Source organism: Dechloromonas sp. H13, from assembly GCF_009469615.1.
Classification (GTDB): Bacteria; Pseudomonadota; Gammaproteobacteria; order Burkholderiales; family Rhodocyclaceae; genus Azonexus.
Genome location: NZ_SSXX01000002.1, coordinates 375,003 through 396,930 on the forward strand (window position 1 = coordinate 375,003; position 21,928 = coordinate 396,930).

Consider the following 21,928-nt stretch of genomic DNA (forward strand, 5'->3'; position numbering starts at 1 on the left):
TGATTAGACATTTCAGCCTATCTCGTTCGCCAAGAATCGCCCCGCCGCAGCCTGTGCGGATGCTGTCGATCAATTCTCCGACGAGCCGGTATGGGGTCGCAGCAGAGGATCAAACGACCTAGCCCGGTGGCGAAGAAGGCACGAGCCGGCCCCCATAACACAGTGATCTGCCAACCCGTTCCCCATCGCCTGCCGACCGGCAATCATCCGCTGCAATTCGTCATCGCCCTGCGTGCGATCGCGGCGACGATCATCGTCTGGCACCACTTCGCCATCTATCCGCCGTTGCGGGAGTGGGCGGCGCCGCTGCTGGGCGACGTGCTCGACTGGCTGGCGCAGAACGCCAGGACGACGCAGGTGTTTTTCGTGGTCGGCGGCTACGTCATGGCCCGCAGCATGAGTGCCCGCTGCTGGAGCATGCGTCGGATCCGGTCGTTCGTCGTGCAGCGCTACTGCCGGCTGGGGCTGCCCTATCTGGGCGCCATCGCGATGATCCTGCCGATCTACGTGCTGGCGCGCGACTGGCTGCCCGAGCAGGTTGTCGGCCAGGCGCCGACGCTGCCGCAGCTGCTGGCACACCTGTTCTTCCTCCAGGGTATTCTCGGCTATGAACAGCTGTCGGCGGGCCTGTGGTTCGTCTGCATCAATTTCCAGCTCGGCCTGGTGTATGCCGCCAGTCTCTGGCTGCGCGACACCGTCGGGCGGGGTAAAGTCGATTTCGTCGGCCTGCTGGGCTGGCCGCTGCTCGCCTTTTCGCTGTTCTACTTCAATCTCAACGATGCCTGGGACAGTTGGTGGCTCTATTTCTTCCCCTATTTCTTCATGGGGATCGTCATCCACCGGAGCGTGCGGGGCGAGGCCCACAAGCTCGAATTCTGGCTCTGCCTGCTGCTCTTCGTTGGTGCGATGACCTTCGAATGGCGCTGGCGACTGCTGAGTGCGCTGCTGGTCGGACTGCTGCTGTTCGTTGTCGAACGGCGCGGCTTGGGCGCGCGCTGGCCGCAGATGCGGATGGTTTCCTGGCTCGGGAAGATTTCGTTCAGCCTCTTTCTCGTGCATTTCCCGGTGCTGGTCCTGGTCGGCACGGTGTGGACCCGTCTCGACTGGGTATCGCCGGCGGCCGGTGTCACCGGGCTGTTCGTCGCGTATGGCCTGAGCCTGCTGGTGGCGGAACTGTTCTACCGCTTCGTCGAGCGTCCCGCCGCCCGGCTCTACCGCCAGAAGCCGCGCACCGAGGCGGACGGCGATGTCTTCCGGCCGGCGCCCCGGAAAGGTCTCCGCGCGCCGGTCTTCGATACCCGCTGAGCGTCGCCCGGCCCCGGGCCGGCGTGTTCAGTCCCGCAGGCGGCGCTGCATCAGCAGCGCGTAGATCGCCGGGATCACCGCCAGCGTCAGCACGGTCGATGAAATCATGCCGCCGACCATCGGCGCCGCGATGCGGCTCATGACCTCGGCGCCGGTGCCGGTGCCCCACAGGATCGGCAGCAGGCCGGCCATGATCGCGGTGACGGTCATCATCTTGGGGCGCACGCGTTCGACGGCGCCTTCCATGATCGCGGCGTAGAGGTCGGCCGGTTGCGGTCGACGCCCTTCGGAGGCACATTTTGCCTGCACCGCCGTCCATGCGTGGTCGAGGTAGATCAGCATGATGACGCCGGTTTCGGCGGCGACGCCGGCCAGCGCGATGAAGCCGATGGCGGCGGCGACGGAGAGGTTGTAGCCGAGCAGCCACATCAGCCAGATGCCACCGACCAGCGCGAAGGGCACCGAGAGCATGACGATCAGCGTTTCGGTGAGGCGCCGGAAGTTCATGTAGAGCAGCACGAAGATGATCAGCAGCGTAAGCGGCACGACGACCTTCAGCTTGGCGATGGCGCGCTCCATGTACTCGAACTGGCCGCTCCACGTCACGTAGGTGCCGGGCGTGAATTTGACCTGCTCGTTGACCGCCTTCCGCGCCTCGGCGACGTAGGAACCGATGTCGCGGTCGCGGATGTCGACGTAGATGTAGGCCGAGAGCAGCGCGTTCTCGGTGCGGATGGCCGGGGCGCCGGTGGCGATCTTCACCTCGGCCAGCTGGCCGAGCGGCACCATGCCCGCCGCGCCGCCCATTTCCCCGGGCACCGGCACCAGCACGTCGCGAGCGATGGCCTGCGGGTCGCTGCGCAGGTCGCGCGGGTAGCGCACGGTGACGCCGAAGCGCTCGCGGCCTTCGACAGTGGTGGTGACCATTTCGCCGCCGAGCGCCGCCGCCACCACGTCCATCACCTCGCCGACAGTTAGCCCGTAGCGGGCGAGCGCCCGGCGGTCGGGCACGATGTCGAGGTAGAAGCCGCCGGTGATGCGCTCGGCGAAGGCGCTGCTGGTGCCCGGCACGGTCTTGACGACACGCTCGATTTCCTTGGCCAGGCGCTCCATTTCGACGAGGTCGGTGCCGAAGACCTTGATTCCGACCGGCGTCCGGATGCCGGTCGACAGCATGTCGATGCGCGCCTTGATCGGCATCGTCCACGAGTTGGCGACACCGGGGAACTGCAGCGCCTTGTCGAGCTCGGCGATCAGCTTGTCGGTGGTGAGGCCGGGCCGCCATTCGGATTCCGGCTTGAGGTTGATCACCGTCTCGAACATTTCCAGCGGCGCCGGGTCGGTCGCCGTCTGCGCGCGGCCCGCCTTGCCGTAAACCGAAGCCACTTCCGGGAAGCTCTTGATGATCTTGTTCTGCGTCTGCAGCAGCTCCGCCGCCTTGGTCACCGAGAGGCCGGGCAGGGTGGTCGGCATGTAGAACAACGTGCCCTCGTTGAGCGTCGGCATGAATTCGCTGCCCAGCCGGCTGGCTGGGACGACGCTGAGCGCCAGCACGGCGACGGCGGCGGCGATGGTCGCCTTCTTCCAGTTCATGACGCCGGCGATGATCGGCCGGTAGATGCGGATCAGGAAGCGGTTGATCGGGTTCTCGGCTTCCGGGCGGATCTTGCCGCGGATGAAGAGCAGCATCAGCACCGGCACCAGCGTCACCGAGAGGAAGGCGGCGGCCGCCATCGAGAAGGTCTTGGTCCATGCCAGCGGGGCGAACAGCCGGCCTTCCTGCGCCTCCAACGTGAACACGGGCAGGAAGGAAACGGTGATGATGAGCAGGCTGAAGAACAGGGCCGGGCCGACTTCCTTGCACGCCGTGATGATGGCTTGGGCACGGGCATCGGAACCCATCCCCCTCCCGGCCTCCCCCTTGAAGGGGGAGGAGCGTGCGGCCCCCTCCCCTTCAAGGGGAGGGGTGGGGTGGGGATGGGTCGCCTCCAGCCGTTCCAGATGCTTGTGCGCGTTCTCGATCATGACGATCGCCGCGTCGATCATCGCCCCGACGGCGATCGCGATGCCGCCCAGGCTCATGATGTTGGCGTTGATGCCGAGCGCCCGCATGCCGATGAAGGCGGCGAGAATGGCGACCGGCAGCATCAGGATGGCGACCAGCGCCGAGCGCATGTGGAACAGGAAGACGATGCAGACCAGTGCGACGATCAGGCTTTCCTCGGCCAGCGTCCGCTTCAGCGTGGCGATGGCGCGCCGGATCAGCTCGGAACGATCATAGACGGTTTCGATGCTGACGCCGGCCGGCAGCCCGGCCGAAAGCTCGGCGACCTTCGCCTTGAGGTTGTCGATGACCTCCAGCGCGTTCTGCCCGTAGCGCGCCATGGCGATGCCGGAAACCACCTCGCCGGTGCCGTCCAGTTCGGTCAGGCCGCGCCGCTCGTCGGCCACCAGTTCGACGCGGCCGATCTCGGCGATGCGCACCGGCGTGCCGTTCTGCGCCTTCAGTACCAGGTTCTCGATGTCCTCCCGGCCGCGCAGGTAGCCGCGGCCGCGCACCATGTACTCGGTTTCGGCCATTTCCAGCGTGCGCCCGCCGACGTCGCGGTTGGAATTGCGGATCGCCTCGGCGACGCGCATCAGCGGGATGTTGTAGGCCCGGAGCTTGGCCGGATCGACGGTGACCTGGTACTGCTGCACGAAGCCGCCGATGCTCGCCACCTCGGCGACGCCCGGCGCCTTGGCCAGTTGATAGCGCAGATACCAGTCCTGCAAGGTGCGCAACTCGGCCAACGTTTTGTCCTTGGCCAGTAATGCGTACTGATAGACCCAGCCGACGCCGGTGGCATCCGGCCCGAGCGTCGGACTGACGCCCTTCGGCAGCTTGCCGGCGACCGAATTGACGTACTCCAGCACCCGCGAGCGCGCCCAGTAGATGTCGGTGCCGTCCTCGAAGATGACATAGACGAAGGACGCGCCGAAGAAGGAAAAGCCGCGCACCACCTTCGATTTCGGCACCGAGAGCAGGGCGGTGGTCAGCGGATAGGTGACCTGGTCCTCGACTACCTGTGGCGCCTGGCCGGGGAATTCGGTGTACAGGATGACCTGCACGTCGGAGAGGTCGGGGATGGCGTCGAGCGGCGTCCTGGCCAGCGACCAGACGCCGGCGATGACGATGAAGGCGGTGGCCAGGAGGACGAGGAAGCGGTTTCTGGCGGACCATGTGATGAGGGTGTTGAGCATGATTTATTCGCTGCGCATCGGTTTGGCCGCTGCTTTCCGCCTGCCGGCGGGCGTACTTTCTTTTGCTTCGCCAAAAGAAAGTAGCCAAAGAAATGGCGACCCCAGGTTTTGCGCCCGGCTGCGCCGACTTCCCTGCGCTACTCGCCGGGCCGGGCGGCTGCGGAACTCGGGGCTGCGGCCCTCAGACAGTCCTCGCCGACTGCCCCCGGCCCGTCTGCGTTGCTCGGCGCGCCACATGGGGACCCGGAAAGGCGTCGCGGCACAACCGGCAAAGAAGGAAAACGCTTTGCTGTGGTCGACCCTCCAAAATGGCCAAAAATGCGGAACGCCCTTCGCACACCCTCGGTTTTTCGGGCCCCTTGAGAGGCGCTGAGCAACGCAGGCGGGTCGGGAGCAGTCGGCTTGCCTTGTTTGAGCCGCAGGCGAGTTCAGGCAAGCCGCCCGGCCCGCCGAGTAGCGCAAGGGACCGGGCTTGCCCGGCGCCGACCCAGGGGTGGCCTTTTCTTTGGCTACTTTCTTTTGGCCACCCAAAAGAAAGTATGCCCGCCGACCAGGCGGAAAACGGCGTATCAAGAAAACCGCCCGCGCATCAGGCGCGGAACCCGACGCATCGGGCCACCAGATCATTTCCTCACCAACGAAGTAATCACCCATTCCCCCGCCTGCCGCTCGACAAACTCGAACGTCACCGCCGTTCCCGGTTGCACCCCGGACACCAGTGCCGGGTTGGCCAGCGCGAAATCCATCTTCATCGCCGGCCAGTTCAGGCTTGCCACCGGCCCGTGGCTGATCGTCACGCTGCCGGCCGCGAGGTCGATGGCGTTGAGCGTTCCCTCGGCCCGGTGGCCGACGGCGGCCGGCTTCGCCGCCGGGTCGGGGGTCTGCATGCCGCCGAGTGCCGCCTTGAGATTGCTTTCGGCATCGATCAGGAAGTTGGCCGCGGTGACCACCAGCTCGCCTTCCCGGATGCCTTCCAGCACCTGCACGAAATCCCCGCCGCGCTGGCCGAGCTTGACCGGGCGCGGGTCGAAGCGGCCTTCGGCGAGCTGGACGACGACCACCTGGCGCGCGCCGCTGTCGATCACCGCCGAGACCGGCACGGTCAGCACCGGGGCGGCGCCGCCGGTCGGGATGTCGACGTCGGCGAACATCGCCGGCTTGAGCCGGCCCCTGGGGTTGGGCAGTTCGATGCGCACCGGCACAGTCCGTGTTTCCGCCTTGAGCGTCGGATAGACGTAGGCGATGCGGCCGGTGAAGACTTCGCCGGGGTAGGCGTTGATCCGGATATTGGCCTTCTGGCCGACGTGGACCGCGCCGATGTCCTGCTCGAAGACGTCGGCCTGGACCCACACCGACGAGATGTCGGCGATCTGGAACAGCGTTTCGCCGGGCATGAAGCGCATGCCCTGGACGGCCTTCCGGTCGGTGACGATGCCGGCCACCGGCGAGCGGAAGGTCAGGGTGCGTTTCGCGTCCCCCGATTTGGCCAGCGCCTTGACCTGTTCGGCGGAAATGTCCCAGTTCTTCAGCCGCTGCAGGCTGGATTCGGCGAGCTGGCGCATGGCGCCCTGCGCCTCGCCGCCGGCCTCGCCCAACTGGGCGACGCCCTGCGCGGCGAGCGCGTATTCGCGCTGGGCGGAGACCAGTTCCGGGCTGTAGACCTCGAACAGCGGCTGGCCGCGGCCGACCGGCTGGCCGCTGGTGTTCACGTAGAGGCGCTCGATGTAGCCCTCGAACTTGGCAGTCACCGCGTAGCTGCGGCTCTCGTCGATCTCGACGCGGCCGCTGGCGCGCACGCTGCGGTCGAGCACCTGCAGGCGCGCCGGCGCCGTGCGCACGCCCAGTTTCTGGACCTTGCCGGGGTTGATCTTCAGCCCGCCGTCGTCCGCGGCCTCGTCGTCGCCTTCGTAAACGGGCAGGTAATCCATGCCCATTGGGTCCTTCTTGGGGACCGGCGAGGTGTCGGGCAGGCCCATCGGGTTGCGGTAGTAGAGCAGCTTTTTGGCCGGTTTCTGCGTGTCGACCGCAGCCATCGGCGTGTCGCCGTCGTGGTTCGGCTGCGCCAGGCGGTAGCCGGCGAAACCGCCGGCGGCCAGGGCGATGAGGGCGACGGTCAGGGTGGTGCCGGTGTTCACAGGTCTTCTCCGAGCAGGCGTTCGATTTCGGCGAGCCGCTGCTGCTGGCCGGCCTGGGCGCGCAGCAGGGCGAGCTTGGCGTTGCGGATCTGGCGCTGGGCGTCGAGCAGCGTGGCGAAATCCACCTTGCCCGTCTCGTAGCCGGCGAGCGCCGCCTTGAAGGTCAGTTCGGCCTGCGGCAACAGGCGGGTGCGGGTGATGTCCTCGGTCGTGCGCGCCGCCTCCAGGTTGGCGACGGCGCCGCTCAGCTCGCCGTGCAGGCGATGGCCGAGCGCCTCCTTGCGCGCGGCGGCGGCTTCCAGCATGCGCTCGGCCTCGCGTTCCTGGCTGCGCCGGGTGCCCTGCTGCAGCGGTATGTTCAATTCCAGCATCAGGTTCCAGGCGTCGACGCGGTCCTGCACCTGCATCGGCTGGACGCCGACGATGAAGTCCGGGAAGTTGTTGCGGTAGGCGAGGTCGCGGCTCTTCCCGGCGCCCTCCAGGCGGGCGGATTCGACGGCCAGCTGCGGGTTGCGGGCGCGCAGGCGTTCGCCGAGCACGACATGGTCGAGGCGCGCCGGGATCGGGCGCAGGGCCTCGGGTGTCGCCAGCGGCGCGTCGGCATGGCGCGCCAGCATGGCGTTGATGAAGGTGCTCAGGTGGTGGTACTCGGCCTCCATGCCGACCAGTTCGGCTTCCATGCTGCTGCGCTCGACCTGGGCGCGAATCGCGTCCTGCTGCGCGGCCAGGCCGCCGGCGTAGCGGACCTGGGCGATCTGCTCGAGCTGGCGGCCGAGGGCGATGTTCTCGCGCATCAGCTGCAGCGTCCGGTGGGTCAGCCAGTACTGCGCGTAGAGCCCCTTGATGCGGCCGGCCACCTCGGCCCAGGTGTCGGCCGCCCGGCCGCCGGCCTGCTCGGCCTCGGCCTCGGCGATCTCGCGCTTGAGGTCGCGCTTGCCCCAGAACGGCAGCGGCTGCGCCAGCAGGTACTTGGTGTCGCCGACGCGCGACGGTGACAGCGTCGCGTTCTGCGTGCCGTTGCGCGTGATGTTCTCCAGCTCGACGCGCAGGAAGGGGTCGGGCAGGGCGCCGGCCGGCCCGATCCGCTCGCGCGCCGCCTCCGCTTCCAGCTGCGCCAGGCGCAGGTCCGGGCTGCCCTCGCGGGCGGCCGCCAGCAGCGAATCGACGCTGGCGCCGGGCAGCGGCTCGGCGGCGCCGGCGGGCAGGGCCGCGGCAAGGAAGAGGGCGACGAGCAGCGGAGCTTTCATGGCGGTGACGGGCTCAATGGCGATGGCGCCGGCCATCCTTGTGGACATGCTCGCCGGGCGCGGTGGCCGGGGCGGCCGGAGCGGATGGCTCGCTCGCCGGCGCCGGCGCGGCGGCGGCTTCGACCGCCGGCGGCGGGCTGGCGAAGGCCGCCGCCGAGACCCCGACCCCGTGCCGATAGACCATTTCGCCGCCCAGCCAGCCGGTGAAGGCGAAGCTGCCGGAGAGCAGCAGCAGGGCCGGCAGCAGGCCCGCGCTGACGCCTCGTCCACGCCGCAGCCGGAAACCGTCCCACAGCGCGAGTATCAGCAGGCCGCCGGCGGACAGCTGCGCCCAGTCGCGATGGCGGGTCATGACGCGGTGGCCGGCGGCATCGTGCTCGACCGTCAGGTAGGCCTGCCAGCCGAGGCCGACGGCGGCGACGGCGCTTAACGCGGCGAGCGGCAGCAGCAGGCGGGCGCAGGCCGGCAGCAGCGGGTGCGCCGGGCGCAGGCGGGCGGCCAGCAGGAGCAGCGTCGTCGTGATCGTCAGCGCAATCGGGAAGTGGACGATCGCCGGATGCCAGTTGGGAACGATTTCAGGCATCGCGGGCCGGACTACTTCGCCATTTCGTAGCGGCTGACGACGGGCGTGCTGCCCCGCATCTCGGCCGCGAAGCGGATCCGGTCGCCGGCCTTGAGCTTGCCCAGCCACGCCTTGTCGGCGACACCGAAGGCCATCGTCATCGGCGGCATGCCGATGCTGTCGAGCTGGCCGTGCTGGATGACGACCTCGCCGGCAGCCTTGTCGATCTTCCTGACCGTGCCGTCGCTCAACGGCGCGGCCTTGGCGGCGGCCGGCGGCGGGCTGGCGTGGTGGTCGTGCTGGGCGAAGGCGGGCAGGCTGAGGCCGAGCAACAGGGAGAGCAGCAGACGCATGGCGGATTCCTCGAAGAATGTTTCCCGCATTGTCGGCTGCCGCGGTCGACGGCCTCCTGACGGCAGGATTACAAGTTTGTAATCCTGCGTGCTGCCGACGGCGCTTGCGGCTACTGATAAATTGGCATAATGTGCCAATCGGAACATTCAAAGCGCGAGGGCACCATGGCTACCCGAAATGTGGTTCTAACCGATCACCAATCAAATTTTGTCGAGAAGCTCGTGAAGTCAGGGCGTTACCAGAATGCCAGCGAGGTCCTGCGGGAAGGGTTACGCCTGATCGAGCGCCGCGAGTCCGAGGACGAAATACGCTTGACCGCACTGCGTGAAGCGGCACGTCTCGGCATTGCCGACATCGAGGCCGGCGATTATCGCAGCTTCGATTCGGCAGCAGCCCTGGGTGAACATCTGGCCACATTGACTGCCAAGGCGATCGGCGAATAGTGGCTGGCAACGTTTGGACCGTTCGCCTGACGGCAAGCGCCGCAGCGGATTTTCGGCAAGTCCTGGGCTGGACGGCGGAGAACTTCGGTACTGCACAGGCCGGAACATATGCCGACACCCTGTCTGCCGCGCTGCAGGCCTTGTCTGCCGGCCCCGCCACCATCGGCATCAAGGCGCGCCCCGAAATCGGCGCCGACATCAGGACGCTGCACGTTGCACGGCAAGGACGCAAGGGCAGGCACTTTGTCCTTTTTCGGGTGACCAGCGTCGATGGACAAGATGTCATCGATGTGCTGCGACTGCTCCATGACAGCATGGATTTGAAACGCCATTCACCAGCGGATGAGGCTGGCCCGGCGAAGACGCGACAATGAAAATCCTCATCGTCGAAGACGAAGCGAAGACCGGCGATTATCTGAAGCAGGGGCTGAGCGAGGCCGGCTTCACTGCCGATCTCGTCCGCAACGGGGTGGACGGGATGCACGAGGGGCTGGCCGGCGAACATGACCTGCTGATCCTCGACGTCAATCTGCCGGGGCTCGACGGCTGGCAGGTGCTGCAGGCCTTGCGCGCCGCTGGGCGTGACCTGCCGGTACTGTTCCTGACGGCGCGCGACCAGGTCGCCGACCGCGTCAAGGGGCTGGAGCTGGGGGCCGACGACTACCTGGTCAAGCCCTTCGCCTTTTCCGAGCTGCTCGCCCGCGTGCGCACCCTGCTGCGCCGGGGGCGGGCGCGGGAAAGCGCGGTGCTGGCCATCGCCGATCTCGAACTCGACGTGCTCAAGCGCCGCGCGACGCGCGCCGGGCAGCGCATCGACCTGACCGCCAAGGAGTTCGCGCTGCTCGAACTCTTCCTGCGCCGGCAGGGCGAGGTGCTGTCGCGCAGCTTCATTGCCTCGCAGGTGTGGGACATGAATTTCGATTCCGACACCAACGTCGTCGAGGTTGCCATCCGCCGGCTGCGCGCCAAGGTCGACGACGATTTCGCGCCGCGCCTGATCCACACCCTGCGCGGCATGGGCTACGTCATGGAAATCCGCTGACCGTGGCGCGCTGGCACCATTCGCTCACGCTGCGCCTGGCGCTCGCCTTCGCGCTGCTGGCGACCCTTGTCTTCGCCGCCCTCGGCATCTACCTGAGCCGTTCGGCGGATAGCCACATGGCCGAGCTCGACGCCCACGAACTGCTCGGCAAGCTGGCGCTGGCGCGCCACATCGGCAGCCGGGAGCAGTCGCCGGCGGCGCTCGCTGCCCGGCTGGCCGATGCCCTGGTCGGCGAGCACGGGGTGCTGGTTGCGGTCGACGGTGAAAAAGGGCCGATTTTCACCTGGCCCGCGGACGACCAGGCCGCGGTGCTGGCGTCGGCGCCGGCCGGGATCGGCGATACGCCGGTGCGCCTGACGCTGGCCGGGCAGGACCTGCGGATCGTCGCGGGGCGCATGGAAACGGCCTGGGGCGAGACGGTGCGCGTCGTCGTTGCACGCGACATCCATCACCACACCACCTTCCTCGACGAGCTGCAGCGCGACTTCTGGCTGGCGGTGCTGGCCGCGGCGCTGCTCACGGTCGTCGTCGGCATGCTGATCGCCCGCCGCGGCATGCGGCCGGTGCGCGAACTGGCGCATGCCGCCGGGCGCATCTCGGCCGGCCAGCTGGCCGAGCGCATTCCCGAGCGCGACGTGCCGCCCGAGCTGGCCGAGCTGGTCGCCGCCTTCAACGCCATGCTCGGGCGCCTGGAGGAATCGTTCCGGCGCCTGTCCGATTTCTCGGCCGACCTCGCCCACGAGCTGCGCACGCCGATTCACACCCTGCGCATGCAGACCGAGGTGTCGCTCGGCAAGGCGCGCGACGCCGACGAATACCGCGACCTGCTGGCCTCCAACCTCGAAGAATACGAGCGCCTGTCGCGGATCATCGGCGACATGCTGTTCCTGGCCAAGGCCGATCACGGCCTGGTCGTTCCCGAGCGCCAGGCAGTCGCGCTGCGCGCGCTGTGCCAGCGCCTGCTCGACTACTACGGCATCCTCGCCGAGCATCTCAGCCTGCGGCTGGACGGCGCCGAGGTGACCGTGCACGGCGACCGCCTGATGCTGGAGCGGGCAATCGGCAACCTGCTGCTCAACGCCATCCAGCACACGCCGGAAGGCGGCCGGGTCGACGTCGGGATCGGCGTGGACGGCGACTGCGCGGTGGTCGGCATCGTCAATTCCGGGCCGGCCATCCCGCCGGCGGCGCTGGAGCGCATCTTCGACCGCTTCGTGCGCCTCGACAGCACTGCCGAAGGCAGCGGCCTCGGGCTGGCCATCGCCCGTTCCATCGTTCTCGCCCACCGCGGCACCATCGCTGCCCGTGCCGCCGGGCAGGTCACCGAATTCACCATCCGCCTGCCGCTCGGCACCGGCTGAACGCAGATCGCGCTTGCCCAGGCGGCCATCTTTCGTCCAAGCTTCGCCGAAACGCGCACGAGGCCAACCATGGAAATTTCCCAGATCACCCAGGCGCTGCGGCAGGATGTCGTGTGGGTCGTGTTCCTCAATGTCCTGCTCCAGCAGATCGGCCTGCCGGTGCCCGCCGTACCGACCCTGCTGCTCGCCGGCAGCCTGGTCGCCGCGCCCGGCCTGCTCGGCAAGGTGCTGGCGGCGGCCATCGTCGCCTCGGTGCTCGCCGACTGGATCTGGTACCTGGCCGGCCGCGCCTTCGGCTACCGGGTGCTGGCCGGGCTGTGCAAGCTGTCGATCAATCCTGGTTCCTGCGTCAGCCAGACCGAGTCCCGCTTCATCCGCTGGGGCGTCGCCTCGCTGGTGGTCGCCAAGTTCATTCCCGGCTTTTCCACCGTCGCGCCGCCGATCGCCGGCTCGATGCGCATGGCGCTGCCCGGCTTCCTGGCCGCGGCCGCCGTCGGTGCCGCCCTGTGGGCCGGGCTGGCGCTCGGCGCCGGCTGGCTCCTGCGCGAGCAGGTGCATGCGGCGCTCGCTGTCCTCGACGAGCAGGCGGGCAGCGCCCTGCTCATCGTGCTCGCCGTCGGCGCCGTCTGGCTGGGCTGGAAGCTGTGGCAGAAATACCGCTTCCGGCAATTCTGCACGGTGCCCCACATCACGCCGGACGAACTGCTGGCGGCGCTGGCCGGCGAGCAGCCGCCGCTGTTCCTCGACCTGCGTGGGGCGACGATGATCGCCGCGACCGGCCCGATTCCGGGGGCGACGGTGGCCGAGCACGACTTCCTGCTCGACGCCGTCGGACACTGGCCGAAGGAGCGGCCGATCGTCACGCTCTGCGCCTGCCCGGAAGACGCCGGCGCGGTCCAGGCCGCCCGCCGCCTGCTGGAAGCGGGCTACCTGTCGGTGCGCCCGGTGCAGGGCGGCTACGAGGCCTGGCTGGCCGCCGTCGCGAAGGCGTAGCAGGCCGGCGCGCTCCGGCTCACGCCTGTTCCCACGGCGGCACCGGGTTGAAGGTCCGTTCCAGTTCGTTCAGGAAGACCCGCACCTTCGGCACGCGCACCCGGTTGGGGGTGTAGCAGGCGTAGAGGTAGCGGCCGAAGCTGCTGACCGGCTCCCAGTCGCCGAGGATGGCCTGCAGGCGGCCGCGCGCCAGTTCCGGGCCGCACAGGTAGGTCGGCAGGATCGCCAGGCCGTGGCCGGCGAGCACGGCGTCGAGGATGCAGTCGACGTTGTTGAAGTCGAACTTGCTGGCGACCGGGATGCTGATCTCTTCGCCGGCGCGGTCGACCAGCCGCCAGGTGCGGCCGTCCTCCGGCAGCATGTAGCTGAAGCAGGGGTGATGGGCCAGGTCGTGCGGCGTCTTCGGTTCGCCGTGCGCGGCGAAATAGGCGGGCGTGCCGCAGATCAGGCGCTTCATCGGTACCACCTTGCGGGCCACGGCGTCCTGCGGCGGCGCCCGCGTCAGGCGCAGCGCGAGGTCGATGTTGTCGTCGACGAGGTCGACCAGCGCGTCGGTCAGCACCAGCTCGCAGCCCAGGTCGGGATACTTGGCGACGACCTGCGGCAGCAGCGGGGCGATGTACATGCGGCCGAAGGTGATCGAGGCGCTGATGCGCAGCACGCCGCGCGGCGCGTCGCCGAGGTTCCTGACGGCGACCTCGGTGCCGTGGATCGCCTCCAGCGCGCGCAGTGCGTGCTGGTGGAAGACCTCGCCGGAAGGTGTCAGGCCGAGCTTGCGCGTCGAGCGCTCGAAGAGGCGCACGCCGAAGGTGCGTTCGAGCTCGGCGACCTGCTTGCTGACCTGCGCCCGCGTGCAGTCCAGGCGGCGGGCGGCGGCCGCCATGCTGCCGCTTTCGACGACCTTGACGAAACAGTCCCAACTCGCGAGCCATGCCATGTTGTCAATGATCCGTTGACGTAATGGCAAGAATTATGGGCTATTTGCCAACCAAATTGACAACTATAGTTGCCTCGTCTTTCAAAAACGAACTATCGAGCGGGGAATTTCATCATGTTGCGTTCATTGTTGGGCCGGCCCGACGTCCTGGTCACCACGCTGGCGGCTGCCGGCATCCTGATGGTCACCATGGGCGCGCGCCAGTCGCTCGGGCTGTTCGTCGCCCCGCTCGACGCGACGACCGGGCTGGGCATCGCCACCATCAGCCTGGCGCTGGCGATCGGACAATTCACCTGGGGCGCCATCCAGCCGGTGGCCGGCGCGGTGGCCGACCGCTACGGGCCGCGCACCGTGCTGATCGGCGGCCTGCTGGTGCTGGCCCTGGGCAGCGCCATCACCCCGTTCATGGGCAGCGGCTTCGGCCTGATCGTCTCGCTCGGCCTGCTCTCGGCCATGGGCTCGGGGGCCGGCAGCTTTTCGGTGCTGATCGGTGCCGCCGCGCAGCGCCTGCCGATCGAGGCGCGCGGCTCGGCCTCGGGCGTCATCAACGCTGGCGGCTCGTTCGGCCAGTTCGTCTTCGCACCGATCCTGCAGAAGCTGATCCAGTCGGTCGGCTGGATGGGGGCGATGTGGGCGATGGCGGTCATGACCCTGGCCGCGCTGCCGCTGGTCGGCCGCTTGACCAAGGCGGCACCGGCGCCAGCCAAACACGCCGAGCACGACACCGGCGTGCTCAACGCGGTCGGCAGCGCAATGAAGGATCGCAGCTACCTGCTGCTGCACGCCGGCTTCTTCACCTGCGGCTTCCATATCGCCTTCCTTGTCACCCACCTGCCGGGCGAGGTCAACCTGTGCGGCCTGCCGCCGTCGGTGGCCAGCTGGTCGCTGGCGATCATCGGCCTGGCCAACATCTTCGGTAGCCTCTACGCCGGCTCGTGCATCTCGCGCTACCGCAGCAAGTACGTGCTGGCCGCCATGTACGGCTCGCGCGCCGTGCTGATCGCCCTCTACCTGATGCTGCCGCGCACCGAGCTGAACTTCTACCTGTTCGCCGCCGGCCTCGGCTTCACCTGGCTGGCGACCGTGCCGCCGACCGCCGCCATCGTCGGCAAGCTGTTCGGCATCCGCTACCTCGCCACGCTGTTCGGCCTCACCCTGCTCAGCCACCAGATCGGCGGCTTCCTCGGCGCCTGGCTCGGCGGCCTGGCGATCACCCGCTTCGGCGACTTCGGATGGATGTGGTACGCCGACATGGCGCTCGCCGCCGCTGCCGCCATCCTCAACCTGCCGATCCGCGAGGCGCCGGTGGCCCGGGCGCTGGCTCCGGCCTGAAACCAGGAGAAACCATGATGAGCACATTGCGCCCCGGCGTCTCGATCGCCACCCTCAACGAACGCGGCAGCGAATACCTGCCCGGCTATCTCGGCATCGAGATGCGCGAACTGGCCCCCAATTCGCTGACCAGCCGGATGCCGGTCAGGAAGCTCCATTTCGCGCCGAACGACTTCCTGCACGCGGCGAGCGTCGTGGCGCTGGCCGACACCACCTGCGGCTACGCGACCATCGCCCATCTGCCGGAAGGCGCGCAGTCGTTCACCACCATCGAGCTCAAGAGCAACCATCTCGGCACCGTCCGCGACGGCAGCATCGCCTGCGTGGCGACGGCGCAGCACCTCGGGCGCAACACGCAGGTCTGGGATGCCGTGGTCACCGACGAGGCGGACGGGCGCCAGCTGGCGCTCTTCCGCTGCACGCAGATGATCCTCTGGCCGAAGGGCTGACCGCAGCCTGACGGCATCCGGCGATTAGGGCGGGGCGGAACGATGCCGGCGACCCGGCCCCGCGCACCGCTCGCTCCGGCGGATCACTCGGCGAGCTGGCCGATCAGGTATTTCTCGAGAAGCTCGCCGGCTTCCGCGGAATGCGGCCGGCCCCGGGTCTTGGTCCGGTAGGCTTCGGAGGCCTCCTGGCCGCACCAGGGGACGATGATGCCGGGCTTCGTGGGATGCAGCGGCAGGTAGGGGGTCAGGTCGTAGACCTTGCCCTCGATCGCCATCCAGCAGTCGTCCGCCTGGCCATGGCGCGATACCTCGGCCAGTGGAATCCGGCTTGCCGGCAGGATGGGCTGTGGAGCCTCGATCGTTGGCGAGGGTGGCGGGCTGAATAACCAGACAAGCAGGACCGCCACGCAGAACAATCCGGTTCCGACAGTGAAGGCAACGCGCATCATCGGAAATCGAATCTTTCGAAGTGGATTCGTGACGCCGCCACGCCGCGGGCCGCCAGGATCCCGATGACCGAGTCGAGCAGTCCCGGCGGTCCGCATAGGTAGCAGTCGCAGCCGGCGAGGCCGCTCGGGTCGGGGATGAGGCGTTCGATATCGGGATCGGAGGCCCCGGTGGCCAATGCGACGAGACTCAGGCTGTCCTGCCCGGCGGCGATTTCATTCAGTTCCCCGATGTAGGCGGCGTCGGCGCTTTCCCGATACAGGTAGATCAGTCGGGTCGGCTGCGTCAATGGTCGTGCCCGCAGCAGGGCCAGGAAAGGGGTGATGCCGATGCCGCCGGCGACCCACAGGCCCGGCGTCGCCCCGGCATCGGCAAGAAAGGCGCCGAACGGGCCTTGCACCCTTGCCGCGAAGCCGCACTGCACGTGCTGCAGGCGGGTCGTGCAATCACCGAGCGCCTTGATCCCCATGGCAATCTCGCCATCCTTTCCGATGCGGCTGAGCGAGAACGGGTGATATTCGCCGAAGCCCTTCCAGCTGGGGGCATCGGCGAATGCGGCCAGCACGAACTGGCCCGGGCGGGCGGTGATGGCGGTTGCCAGCGGGCGCAGCGAGACCTCGATCAGTGCGTGGGCCGGGTGATCGACCCGGGTGACCACATAGGGGTGCGCCGCCTGGCCGCTGTCGGAACGCAGGAAACGCCAGAGCATCAATGCGATCGCGGCGGCGGGTACCCAGAGCAGCCAGTCGTCGAGGCCGAGATACACGAGATGCAGGATCGCCAGCACGACCGCTGCGGCGAGCGACAGGTGGAGCCAGCGCCACTTGTCGTAGGCCAGGGCTCGGGAAAACGCGAGCGCGAGGCCGAGCATCATCGCCAGCAGGGAAGCCCACCCGAGTTGAACCGCAAGGCTGTTCCGCAGCGGGCTGAGCGCTGGCCATGCCAGGGATGGCGCTTCGCTCCAGGCATCGACCGACAGGGCGAGGGGATGGAGCAGCAGGACAAGGTAGGCCAGGGTGCCCGAACGATGATGCCATCGATACATGCGCTCCAGACCCCCCATCCATTCCGCCAACCAGGATTCACGGATCATGAGCAGAAGGCTGACGAGCAGCAACCCCCAGCCGAGCCAGCCGCAGACGATGGCAACGCTGCGCCAGAATGCGAGGTCTTCCGGGAAAGCCCAGAATACCGGCAGCCCGACGAGGATGACGGCAGCGAGCGGGAGTGCGAGGTGGCGCCGGGGTGACATGGGGGCGTCCGCCTACCGTTGCGGGACGGCAGGTGAGAGGTGGCTGCAAAAGTCGCGACGCCCGGCGCCGAGCTGCCTTCCCTCGCGGCGGGCACGTTCTTCCATGGCCTGATGGTGTTCGCGGCGATAGGCCTGGCATTCATCGTAGGATTTGAAGCCGCGAATCCTGGCCTGATGCCCTATCCGTTCTTCGGGAGACATCAGGTCCCAGCCGCTGGTGTTCTGGTCGCTTGCGCGCCATGGCCCGCGCGCGAGCGAGGAAGCGCATGCGGCGAGCAGGCAGGCCATCAGGAGCGTATTCCGCAGCGGCCGTGAAACGACCGTGGCTGCTTCGCTGGCGGGTGTCGGGTCGAGAGGCTTCCGGGGCACGGTACGGGCAATCAAACGGGCAGATTGCACTTTACCTTGATTGGCAAGGCGATGGGCGGCACCGGTGGCGCCGGCCAGGGTGCGACCGTGTCCCGGGCGCCACGTTTGAAAGCCCTCGTCCCCGGTGTTCCGGGCCGCGGACTTCTCGCTTCCAGCGGCTGGGAAATCCCGGTTAGCGTTGCGGGCAGGGCTGCAGCGGCGCCCCGCCCGCAACGGCATCGCGTTTCTCGACGCCCTTGAGCACCAGCAGCAGCAAGGTGCCGACGACCATCACCGCGGCCGCCAGGTAGAGGCCGGCGTCGTAGCTGCCGAAGCGGGTCGCCAGCCAGCCGGTGAGCGCCGGCGCCAGGATCTGCGCGGTGCCGTAGGAGAGCGTCATCTTGCCCATCATCTTGGCCGGGCGCGTCGGGTAGTAGCGGCCGGCCATGGTCAGCACCAGGCTGACCATGCCGATGAAGGTGCCGCCGAAGAGCAGCGCCCCGAAGATCGCCGCGACCAGGCCGCCGACGACGACCGGCAGCAGGATGCCGACGATCTGCAGGACGGCCGCCGCGATCAGGGCGTTGAGGTCGCCGATGCGGCGGGCGATGAAGTCCCAGTTGATGCAGGCCGGCGCGGCGCCGATGCCGATCGCCAGGAAGACCAGGTTGCCCTGCCCGGCGAGGCCCGGCAGGCGTTCGATGATGGCGACGATGAAGGTGGCGCTGACCACGTAGCCGACCCCGGCGCAGAAGTAGGCGGCCATGAACAGGCGCATGAAGAGCGGACTCGGCGGGTTGTCCTCCAGCTTCTGGCCCGACTTCGTCACGCCGCTGGTGTCCGGCGGCGGCAGCCAGCGCAGGGCGGGAACCAGCAGCAGGCAGCCGATCGCCGTGAAGGCGAACCACTGCTGCCGCCAGTCCAGCCAGTGGCTCATGACGGCGACCGCGGCGGCGCAGCCGGCGATGCCGATGCCGATGCCGGCGAAATGGATGCCCAGCTCGCTGCGGTGATGGTGGCGGATCAGCCAGTTGAGGATCAGCCCGGTGCCGAGCAGCATGCCGGCGGCGCTGGAGAGGCCGGCGACGAAGCGCGACAGCGCCCAGACCGTGACGTCGGTAGTGAGGCCCATGACGACGGTGCTGAGAATGGCGACCACCATGCCGATGCGGTAGAGGCGGTCCTTGAGCGCCAGGTCGCTGATCAGCGAGGCGATCAGTGCGCCGCTCAGGTAGCCGGCGTAGTTGATCGCCGCCAGCCAGCCGGCCTCGGCGACGCCCAGCCCGGCCTGCGCCTGCATCAGCGGCAGCAGCGGCGTGTAGGAGAAGCGGGCGACGCCGAGCACCAGGATCAGGCTGAAGATGCCGGCGCCGAGCACCTTGATGCGCTCTCTCTGTTCGCTCATGGGGTTCTCCTTCTTGATTTGATGGGAGAACGATAAACAGGGTAAGCTATCGAATCAAATGAATTGTTAAGAACTGATCATTCGTTTTTGGAGATTGTTCGATGGAGCTCGTCGCCCTGCGCACCTTTCAGACGGTCGTCGAGGAAGGTGGCATCCTCGCCGCCTCGCGCAAGCTGAACACCGTCCAGTCGAATGTCACCAGCCGCATTCGCCGGCTCGAAGAGGAACTCGGCGCCGAGCTGTTCTTCCGCAAGGGGCGCGGGCTGGAACTGGCGCCGTCCGGCCGCGTGCTTCTCGACTACGCGCGCCGCATGCTGCTGCTCGAGCGGCAGACCAGCGCCGCCGTGCGCCAGGTCGGCGAGAGCGTCGGCGAACTGCGCATCGGCGCCATGGAAACCTTCGCTGCGCTGCGCCTGCCGGCGGCGCTCAAGGCCGTGCGCGCCGGGCATCCACGCCTCGAACTGCGTGTCCATACCGACACCAGCGCCTTCCTGATCGACCGCGTGCTGGCCCACAAGCTCGACTGCGCCTTCGTCGCCGGGCCGGTCATCCATCCCGACCTGGTGTTCGACGAACTGGTGGTCGAGGAGCTGGTGCAGGTCTGCGCCGTCGGCGCCAGCCCGGTGCTGCAGCCGCTGATCCTCTTCCGCGAAGGCTGCGCCTACCGCAGCCGGGCGCTCGCCTGGCAGCGCGCCATCGGCCACGCGGTCGCCGACGCCATGGAATTCGGCACCCTGGAAGGCATCCTCGGCTGCGTCGCCGTCGGCCTCGGCTGGACCCTGATGCCGCGGCGCGTCGTCGAGCAGTCCGCCCATGCCGCCGACCTGGCGATCGAAAGGGTGCCCGACGAGATCGGCCGCGTGCCGACCGGCATGATCACCCTGCGCGACGCGCCGCCGATGGCGGCGTTGAAGACGCTGGCCGCCGCGCTGACGACGCCCTGAAAGGGCCTCATTCAGCGCTCTCCCGGCCGGTTGCGGTCGACCCGGAAAAGCGGGCCATTTCCATGACGGGCTACTGCAGGCGATAGCCGGAATGGCAGGCGACGCAGGCGCCCATGACGTCGGACAGGGCGCCGACCGCTGGCCGGACGTCGCCGGTCACCGCGGCATCCCGGGCGACGACGGCGAACCGGCTGGCGCTGCGGTGCATCGCCGTGCCCGCATCCTGCATCCCTTTAGGCATGAATTTCGCCGACTCGTGGGCGCCGTGCAGGGTCAGGGAAGTCATGCCGAGCCGGCTTTCGGCGACGTCCGCGGCGCGGTCGTAGTCGGCGCGCGACAGGGCGGACTGGATTTCCTGCAGTGCCAGCAGGTGATCGCGCATGTTGGCCAGCGTGTGCTCCCGCATCTGGGCAGGGAATTTCACCGCCTGCCGGGCATCCTTCGCCGTCGTCGGCGCCGGCGCGCCGGCCATGTGCTGCTGGTGCAGCGCCGGGTCGTGCTGCTGGGCGAGGGCCGGCAGCGCCAGGGCGAGGGCGGTGAGGGGGGCGATCAGGCGCATGGGGAGTCTCCGTTGGCGTTGTATGGCCGGGCAAGATAAGCTCGCAGCCGTGTCCATCCCTATGATCGCGATCATATGACCACGCCCGCCGCCGACCTCGTCTGGCCGCAACGTCCCGAGTTCGCCGCCATGCCGCCCGCCCTCAGGGCCGCCGCGCAGGCGCGGCGCTATGCCGCCGGCGCGGCCCTGTTCAAGCTGGGCGAGGTGCCGCAGCGGATGTTCTACGTGGCGCGCGGCGAGGTGCGCCTCGGGCGCTGTTCTCCCGATGGCGGGGAAATCGTGCTGCAACGGGCGCGCGACACCTTCCTCGCCGAAGCCAGCATCGAATCGCCGGTCTACCACTGCGATGCCATCGCCGCCGAAGAGGCGGCTGTCCTCGCCTTCCCGATGGCCGCGTTCCGCCTTGCGCTCGCCGAGTGTCCCGAGTTCCGCAACCGCTGGATGTCCCACCTGCTGCGCGAGATGCGGCGCAGCCGGACCCAGTGCGAGCGCCTGGCGCTGCGCGGCGCCGCCGCCCGCGTGCTCCACTACATCGACAGCGAAGGTGTCGCCGGCCGGGTGGTGCTGCCGCCCACGCGCAAGGCGTGGGCCGCCGAGCTGGGGTTGACGCACGAGGCGCTCTACCGGACGCTGGCCAGGCTGACGCGGGAAGGGAAGGTCGCGGTGGATGGGCAGGTCGCCCGCCGCCTGCCGGGAAAGCCGGCCGCCGCCTGAGCGGCCACAGTGGAATCGGTGCCGCCGGCCGTTTACCTGGCCGCCGCCGGCAGCCGCTTGATCCAGTCGCGCTGCGCCTCGCCGCGCCGCTTGTCGGTCAGGCGCTCGATGATGCGCTGACGGACGTCGGCGAAAGGCAGCATGCCGCTCGCCAGGATCTCGTCGCAACGCACGAGGTGCAGGCCGATCGGCGATTCGAGGACGGCGCTGATCTCCCCCTCGGCGAGCGCGAAGGCACTCGGTTCGAGCTCCGCGTAGAGCTGCTGGCGCTTGACGACGCCGAGCTGGCCACCCTCCATCGCGGTCGGGCATTGCGAATGGCGCAGGGCGGCGGCAGCGAATTTTTCGGTATTTTTGACGGTCGACCGCAGCCCTTCGAGTTGCACTGCGGCCCTGGCCTTTTCCTGGTCGTTGTTGAAGGTGATCAGGATGTGACGCAGGCGGCGGGCCTCGGGGCGGTCGAAGGCTTCCGGGTGCAGGCGGTAGTAGATTTCGGCATCGACGGCGGTGACCGGCGCCGCCTGCGAGGCGACTTTTTCCAGCACGGCCTCGACCCGCAGGTCGCGTTCGACGGCCTTGTCGAGATCGCCGGCGGCGAGGCCGATGCGTTCCAGGTCGTGCGCCAGTTCGTCCGGATTCGGGTAGCGCTGGCGGATCTCCTTCAGGCGCGTCTGCAGCGTGGCGGCCGGGACGACGACGTTGGCGGCCTCGCGGCTGGCGAGGATGCGCTGCTCGATGCTGTCCTGCTTGCGGGCGACCTCGGCCAGGCGGTTGCGCTCCGGGTCGGAGAGCGTTTCCGGCGCTTTCTTGAAGAGTTCCCAGGAAAGTTTCAGTTCAAGATAGCCGAGCTGCATCG

22 protein-coding genes are annotated in these 21,928 nt (G+C 68.4%); 10 read left to right on the forward strand and 12 right to left on the reverse strand.

Translation table 11 applies throughout. The features are described 5' to 3' along the window. The first annotated feature begins 162 nt into the window (after nucleotides 1–162). Nucleotides 163–1,305 (forward strand): acyltransferase, encoded by a 1,143-nt coding sequence (locus tag GH660_RS06315; protein WP_194266238.1) that lies wholly within the window; start codon nucleotides 163–165, stop codon nucleotides 1,303–1,305. Between the two features lie 27 nt (nucleotides 1,306–1,332). On the opposite strand, the gene GH660_RS06320 is transcribed toward GH660_RS06315, so the two are convergent. The 5 genes from GH660_RS06320 to GH660_RS06340 all read right to left on the reverse strand — a co-directional run bounded on the left by GH660_RS06320 (nucleotide 1,333) and on the right by GH660_RS06340 (nucleotide 8,845). Next, complete coding sequence (locus tag GH660_RS06320) at nucleotides 1,333–4,548, reverse strand: efflux RND transporter permease subunit (protein WP_153145806.1); 3,216 nt, start codon at nucleotides 4,546–4,548, stop codon at nucleotides 1,333–1,335. 623 nt (nucleotides 4,549–5,171) lie between these two features. Next, complete coding sequence (locus GH660_RS06325; protein WP_228276383.1) at nucleotides 5,172–6,683, reverse strand: efflux RND transporter periplasmic adaptor subunit; 1,512 nt, start codon at nucleotides 6,681–6,683, stop codon at nucleotides 5,172–5,174. Further along, complete coding sequence (locus GH660_RS06330) at nucleotides 6,680–7,978, reverse strand: TolC family protein (protein WP_228276384.1); 1,299 nt, start codon at nucleotides 7,976–7,978, stop codon at nucleotides 6,680–6,682. Before GH660_RS06330 ends, GH660_RS06325 begins: the two co-directional genes overlap by 4 nt. Continuing rightward, entirely contained in the window at nucleotides 7,944–8,513 is a 570-nt protein-coding gene (locus GH660_RS06335; protein ID WP_153145807.1) for a DUF2231 domain-containing protein, read from the reverse strand. The genes GH660_RS06330 and GH660_RS06335 overlap by 35 nt, the downstream gene beginning before the upstream one ends. An 11-nt stretch (nucleotides 8,514–8,524) precedes the next feature. After that, nucleotides 8,525–8,845, reverse strand: a complete 321-nt coding sequence (locus GH660_RS06340) for a copper-binding protein (RefSeq protein WP_153146195.1) — start codon at nucleotides 8,843–8,845, stop codon at nucleotides 8,525–8,527. A gap of 165 nt (nucleotides 8,846–9,010) precedes the next feature. On the opposite strand from GH660_RS06340, the gene GH660_RS06345 reads away from it, so the two are divergent. From GH660_RS06345 to GH660_RS06365, 5 genes are all read left to right on the forward strand, one after another. Then, nucleotides 9,011–9,289, forward strand: a complete 279-nt coding sequence (locus tag GH660_RS06345) for a type II toxin-antitoxin system ParD family antitoxin (protein ID WP_153145808.1) — start codon at nucleotides 9,011–9,013, stop codon at nucleotides 9,287–9,289. After that, entirely contained in the window at nucleotides 9,289–9,663 is a 375-nt protein-coding gene (locus tag GH660_RS06350) for a type II toxin-antitoxin system RelE/ParE family toxin (protein WP_228276385.1), read from the forward strand. Before GH660_RS06345 ends, GH660_RS06350 begins: the two co-directional genes overlap by 1 nt. Next, on the forward strand, nucleotides 9,660–10,331 hold the full coding sequence (locus tag GH660_RS06355; protein WP_153145810.1) for a heavy metal response regulator transcription factor: 672 nt from the start codon (nucleotides 9,660–9,662) through the stop codon (nucleotides 10,329–10,331). Before GH660_RS06350 ends, GH660_RS06355 begins: the two co-directional genes overlap by 4 nt. A gap of 2 nt (nucleotides 10,332–10,333) precedes the next feature. Further along, nucleotides 10,334–11,692: a heavy metal sensor histidine kinase gene (locus tag GH660_RS06360; RefSeq protein WP_194266239.1), complete on the forward strand. Its 1,359-nt coding sequence runs from the start codon at nucleotides 10,334–10,336 to the stop codon at nucleotides 11,690–11,692. A 69-nt stretch (nucleotides 11,693–11,761) separates the two neighbouring features. Further along, nucleotides 11,762–12,685 (forward strand): VTT domain-containing protein, encoded by a 924-nt coding sequence (locus GH660_RS06365; RefSeq protein WP_153145812.1) that lies wholly within the window; start codon nucleotides 11,762–11,764, stop codon nucleotides 12,683–12,685. A gap of 19 nt (nucleotides 12,686–12,704) precedes the next feature. Here GH660_RS06365 and GH660_RS06370 read toward each other — a convergent pair whose 3' ends face one another. Continuing rightward, complete coding sequence (locus GH660_RS06370; protein WP_153145813.1) at nucleotides 12,705–13,622, reverse strand: LysR family transcriptional regulator; 918 nt, start codon at nucleotides 13,620–13,622, stop codon at nucleotides 12,705–12,707. Between the two features lie 114 nt (nucleotides 13,623–13,736). Between GH660_RS06370 and GH660_RS06375 the strand changes: the two genes are divergently transcribed. Next, nucleotides 13,737–14,954 carry an MFS transporter gene (locus tag GH660_RS06375; protein ID WP_153145814.1) on the forward strand — a complete coding sequence of 406 codons (1,218 nt, stop codon included), beginning with the start codon at nucleotides 13,737–13,739 and terminating at the stop codon, nucleotides 14,952–14,954. Between the two features lie 14 nt (nucleotides 14,955–14,968). Then, complete coding sequence (locus GH660_RS06380) at nucleotides 14,969–15,403, forward strand: PaaI family thioesterase (protein ID WP_228276386.1); 435 nt, start codon at nucleotides 14,969–14,971, stop codon at nucleotides 15,401–15,403. Nucleotides 15,404–15,486: 83 nt separating this feature from the next. Here GH660_RS06380 and GH660_RS06385 read toward each other — a convergent pair whose 3' ends face one another. From GH660_RS06385 to GH660_RS06400, 4 genes are all read right to left on the reverse strand, one after another. Next, nucleotides 15,487–15,852, reverse strand: coding sequence for a cytochrome b5-like heme/steroid binding domain-containing protein (locus tag GH660_RS06385; RefSeq protein WP_153145815.1), 366 nt, complete (start codon nucleotides 15,850–15,852; stop codon nucleotides 15,487–15,489). Next, nucleotides 15,849–17,102 carry a ferric reductase-like transmembrane domain-containing protein gene (locus tag GH660_RS06390; protein WP_153145816.1) on the reverse strand — a complete coding sequence of 418 codons (1,254 nt, stop codon included), beginning with the start codon at nucleotides 17,100–17,102 and terminating at the stop codon, nucleotides 15,849–15,851. The genes GH660_RS06385 and GH660_RS06390 overlap by 4 nt, the downstream gene beginning before the upstream one ends. A 12-nt stretch (nucleotides 17,103–17,114) precedes the next feature. Next, nucleotides 17,115–17,390 (reverse strand): hypothetical protein, encoded by a 276-nt coding sequence (locus GH660_RS06395; protein WP_153145817.1) that lies wholly within the window; start codon nucleotides 17,388–17,390, stop codon nucleotides 17,115–17,117. 253 nt (nucleotides 17,391–17,643) lie between these two features. Next, entirely contained in the window at nucleotides 17,644–18,855 is a 1,212-nt protein-coding gene (locus GH660_RS06400) for a YbfB/YjiJ family MFS transporter (protein ID WP_153145818.1), read from the reverse strand. Between the two features lie 101 nt (nucleotides 18,856–18,956). Here GH660_RS06400 and GH660_RS06405 point away from each other — a divergent pair, with 101 nt between their 5' ends. Beyond that, nucleotides 18,957–19,799: a LysR substrate-binding domain-containing protein gene (locus GH660_RS06405; RefSeq protein WP_153145819.1), complete on the forward strand. Its 843-nt coding sequence runs from the start codon at nucleotides 18,957–18,959 to the stop codon at nucleotides 19,797–19,799. A 70-nt stretch (nucleotides 19,800–19,869) separates the two neighbouring features. Here GH660_RS06405 and GH660_RS06410 read toward each other — a convergent pair whose 3' ends face one another. Next, entirely contained in the window at nucleotides 19,870–20,358 is a 489-nt protein-coding gene (locus GH660_RS06410) for a hypothetical protein (RefSeq protein WP_153145820.1), read from the reverse strand. A gap of 75 nt (nucleotides 20,359–20,433) precedes the next feature. On the opposite strand from GH660_RS06410, the gene GH660_RS06415 reads away from it, so the two are divergent. After that, nucleotides 20,434–21,072: a Crp/Fnr family transcriptional regulator gene (locus GH660_RS06415; protein WP_153145821.1), complete on the forward strand. Its 639-nt coding sequence runs from the start codon at nucleotides 20,434–20,436 to the stop codon at nucleotides 21,070–21,072. A gap of 32 nt (nucleotides 21,073–21,104) precedes the next feature. Here GH660_RS06415 and nifM read toward each other — a convergent pair whose 3' ends face one another. Then, on the reverse strand, nucleotides 21,105–21,926 hold the full coding sequence (gene nifM / locus GH660_RS06420; protein ID WP_153145822.1) for a nitrogen fixation protein NifM: 822 nt from the start codon (nucleotides 21,924–21,926) through the stop codon (nucleotides 21,105–21,107). Between the last annotated feature and the right edge of the window lie 2 nt (nucleotides 21,927–21,928).

Excerpts from the sequence above, each read along its gene's own strand:
- GH660_RS06345 (WP_153145808.1), top strand. The coding sequence starts at position 9,011 with ATGGCTACCCGAAATGTGGTTCTAACCGATCACCAATCAAATTTTGTC.
- GH660_RS06375 (WP_153145814.1), top strand. The coding sequence starts at position 13,737 with ATGTTGCGTTCATTGTTGGGCCGGCCCGACGTCCTGGTCACCACGCTG.
- GH660_RS06365 (WP_153145812.1), top strand. The coding sequence starts at position 11,762 with ATGGAAATTTCCCAGATCACCCAGGCGCTGCGGCAGGATGTCGTGTGG.
- GH660_RS06410 (WP_153145820.1), bottom strand. The coding sequence starts at position 20,358 with ATGCGCCTGATCGCCCCCCTCACCGCCCTCGCCCTGGCGCTGCCGGCC.
- GH660_RS06395 (WP_153145817.1), bottom strand. The coding sequence starts at position 17,390 with ATGGCCTGCCTGCTCGCCGCATGCGCTTCCTCGCTCGCGCGCGGGCCA.
- GH660_RS06335 (WP_153145807.1), bottom strand. The coding sequence starts at position 8,513 with ATGCCTGAAATCGTTCCCAACTGGCATCCGGCGATCGTCCACTTCCCG.
- GH660_RS06330 (WP_228276384.1), bottom strand. The coding sequence starts at position 7,978 with ATGTCCACAAGGATGGCCGGCGCCATCGCCATTGAGCCCGTCACCGCC.
- GH660_RS06400 (WP_153145818.1), bottom strand. The coding sequence starts at position 18,855 with ATGAGCGAACAGAGAGAGCGCATCAAGGTGCTCGGCGCCGGCATCTTC.
- GH660_RS06320 (WP_153145806.1), bottom strand. The coding sequence starts at position 4,548 with ATGCTCAACACCCTCATCACATGGTCCGCCAGAAACCGCTTCCTCGTC.
- nifM (WP_153145822.1), bottom strand. The coding sequence starts at position 21,926 with ATGCAGCTCGGCTATCTTGAACTGAAACTTTCCTGGGAACTCTTCAAG.
- GH660_RS06370 (WP_153145813.1), bottom strand. The coding sequence starts at position 13,622 with ATGGCATGGCTCGCGAGTTGGGACTGTTTCGTCAAGGTCGTCGAAAGC.
- GH660_RS06390 (WP_153145816.1), bottom strand. The coding sequence starts at position 17,102 with ATGTCACCCCGGCGCCACCTCGCACTCCCGCTCGCTGCCGTCATCCTC.
- GH660_RS06385 (WP_153145815.1), bottom strand. The coding sequence starts at position 15,852 with ATGATGCGCGTTGCCTTCACTGTCGGAACCGGATTGTTCTGCGTGGCG.
- GH660_RS06355 (WP_153145810.1), top strand. The coding sequence starts at position 9,660 with ATGAAAATCCTCATCGTCGAAGACGAAGCGAAGACCGGCGATTATCTG.
- GH660_RS06340 (WP_153146195.1), bottom strand. The coding sequence starts at position 8,845 with ATGCGTCTGCTGCTCTCCCTGTTGCTCGGCCTCAGCCTGCCCGCCTTC.
- GH660_RS06380 (WP_228276386.1), top strand. The coding sequence starts at position 14,969 with ATGATGAGCACATTGCGCCCCGGCGTCTCGATCGCCACCCTCAACGAA.
- GH660_RS06405 (WP_153145819.1), top strand. The coding sequence starts at position 18,957 with ATGGAGCTCGTCGCCCTGCGCACCTTTCAGACGGTCGTCGAGGAAGGT.
- GH660_RS06415 (WP_153145821.1), top strand. The coding sequence starts at position 20,434 with ATGACCACGCCCGCCGCCGACCTCGTCTGGCCGCAACGTCCCGAGTTC.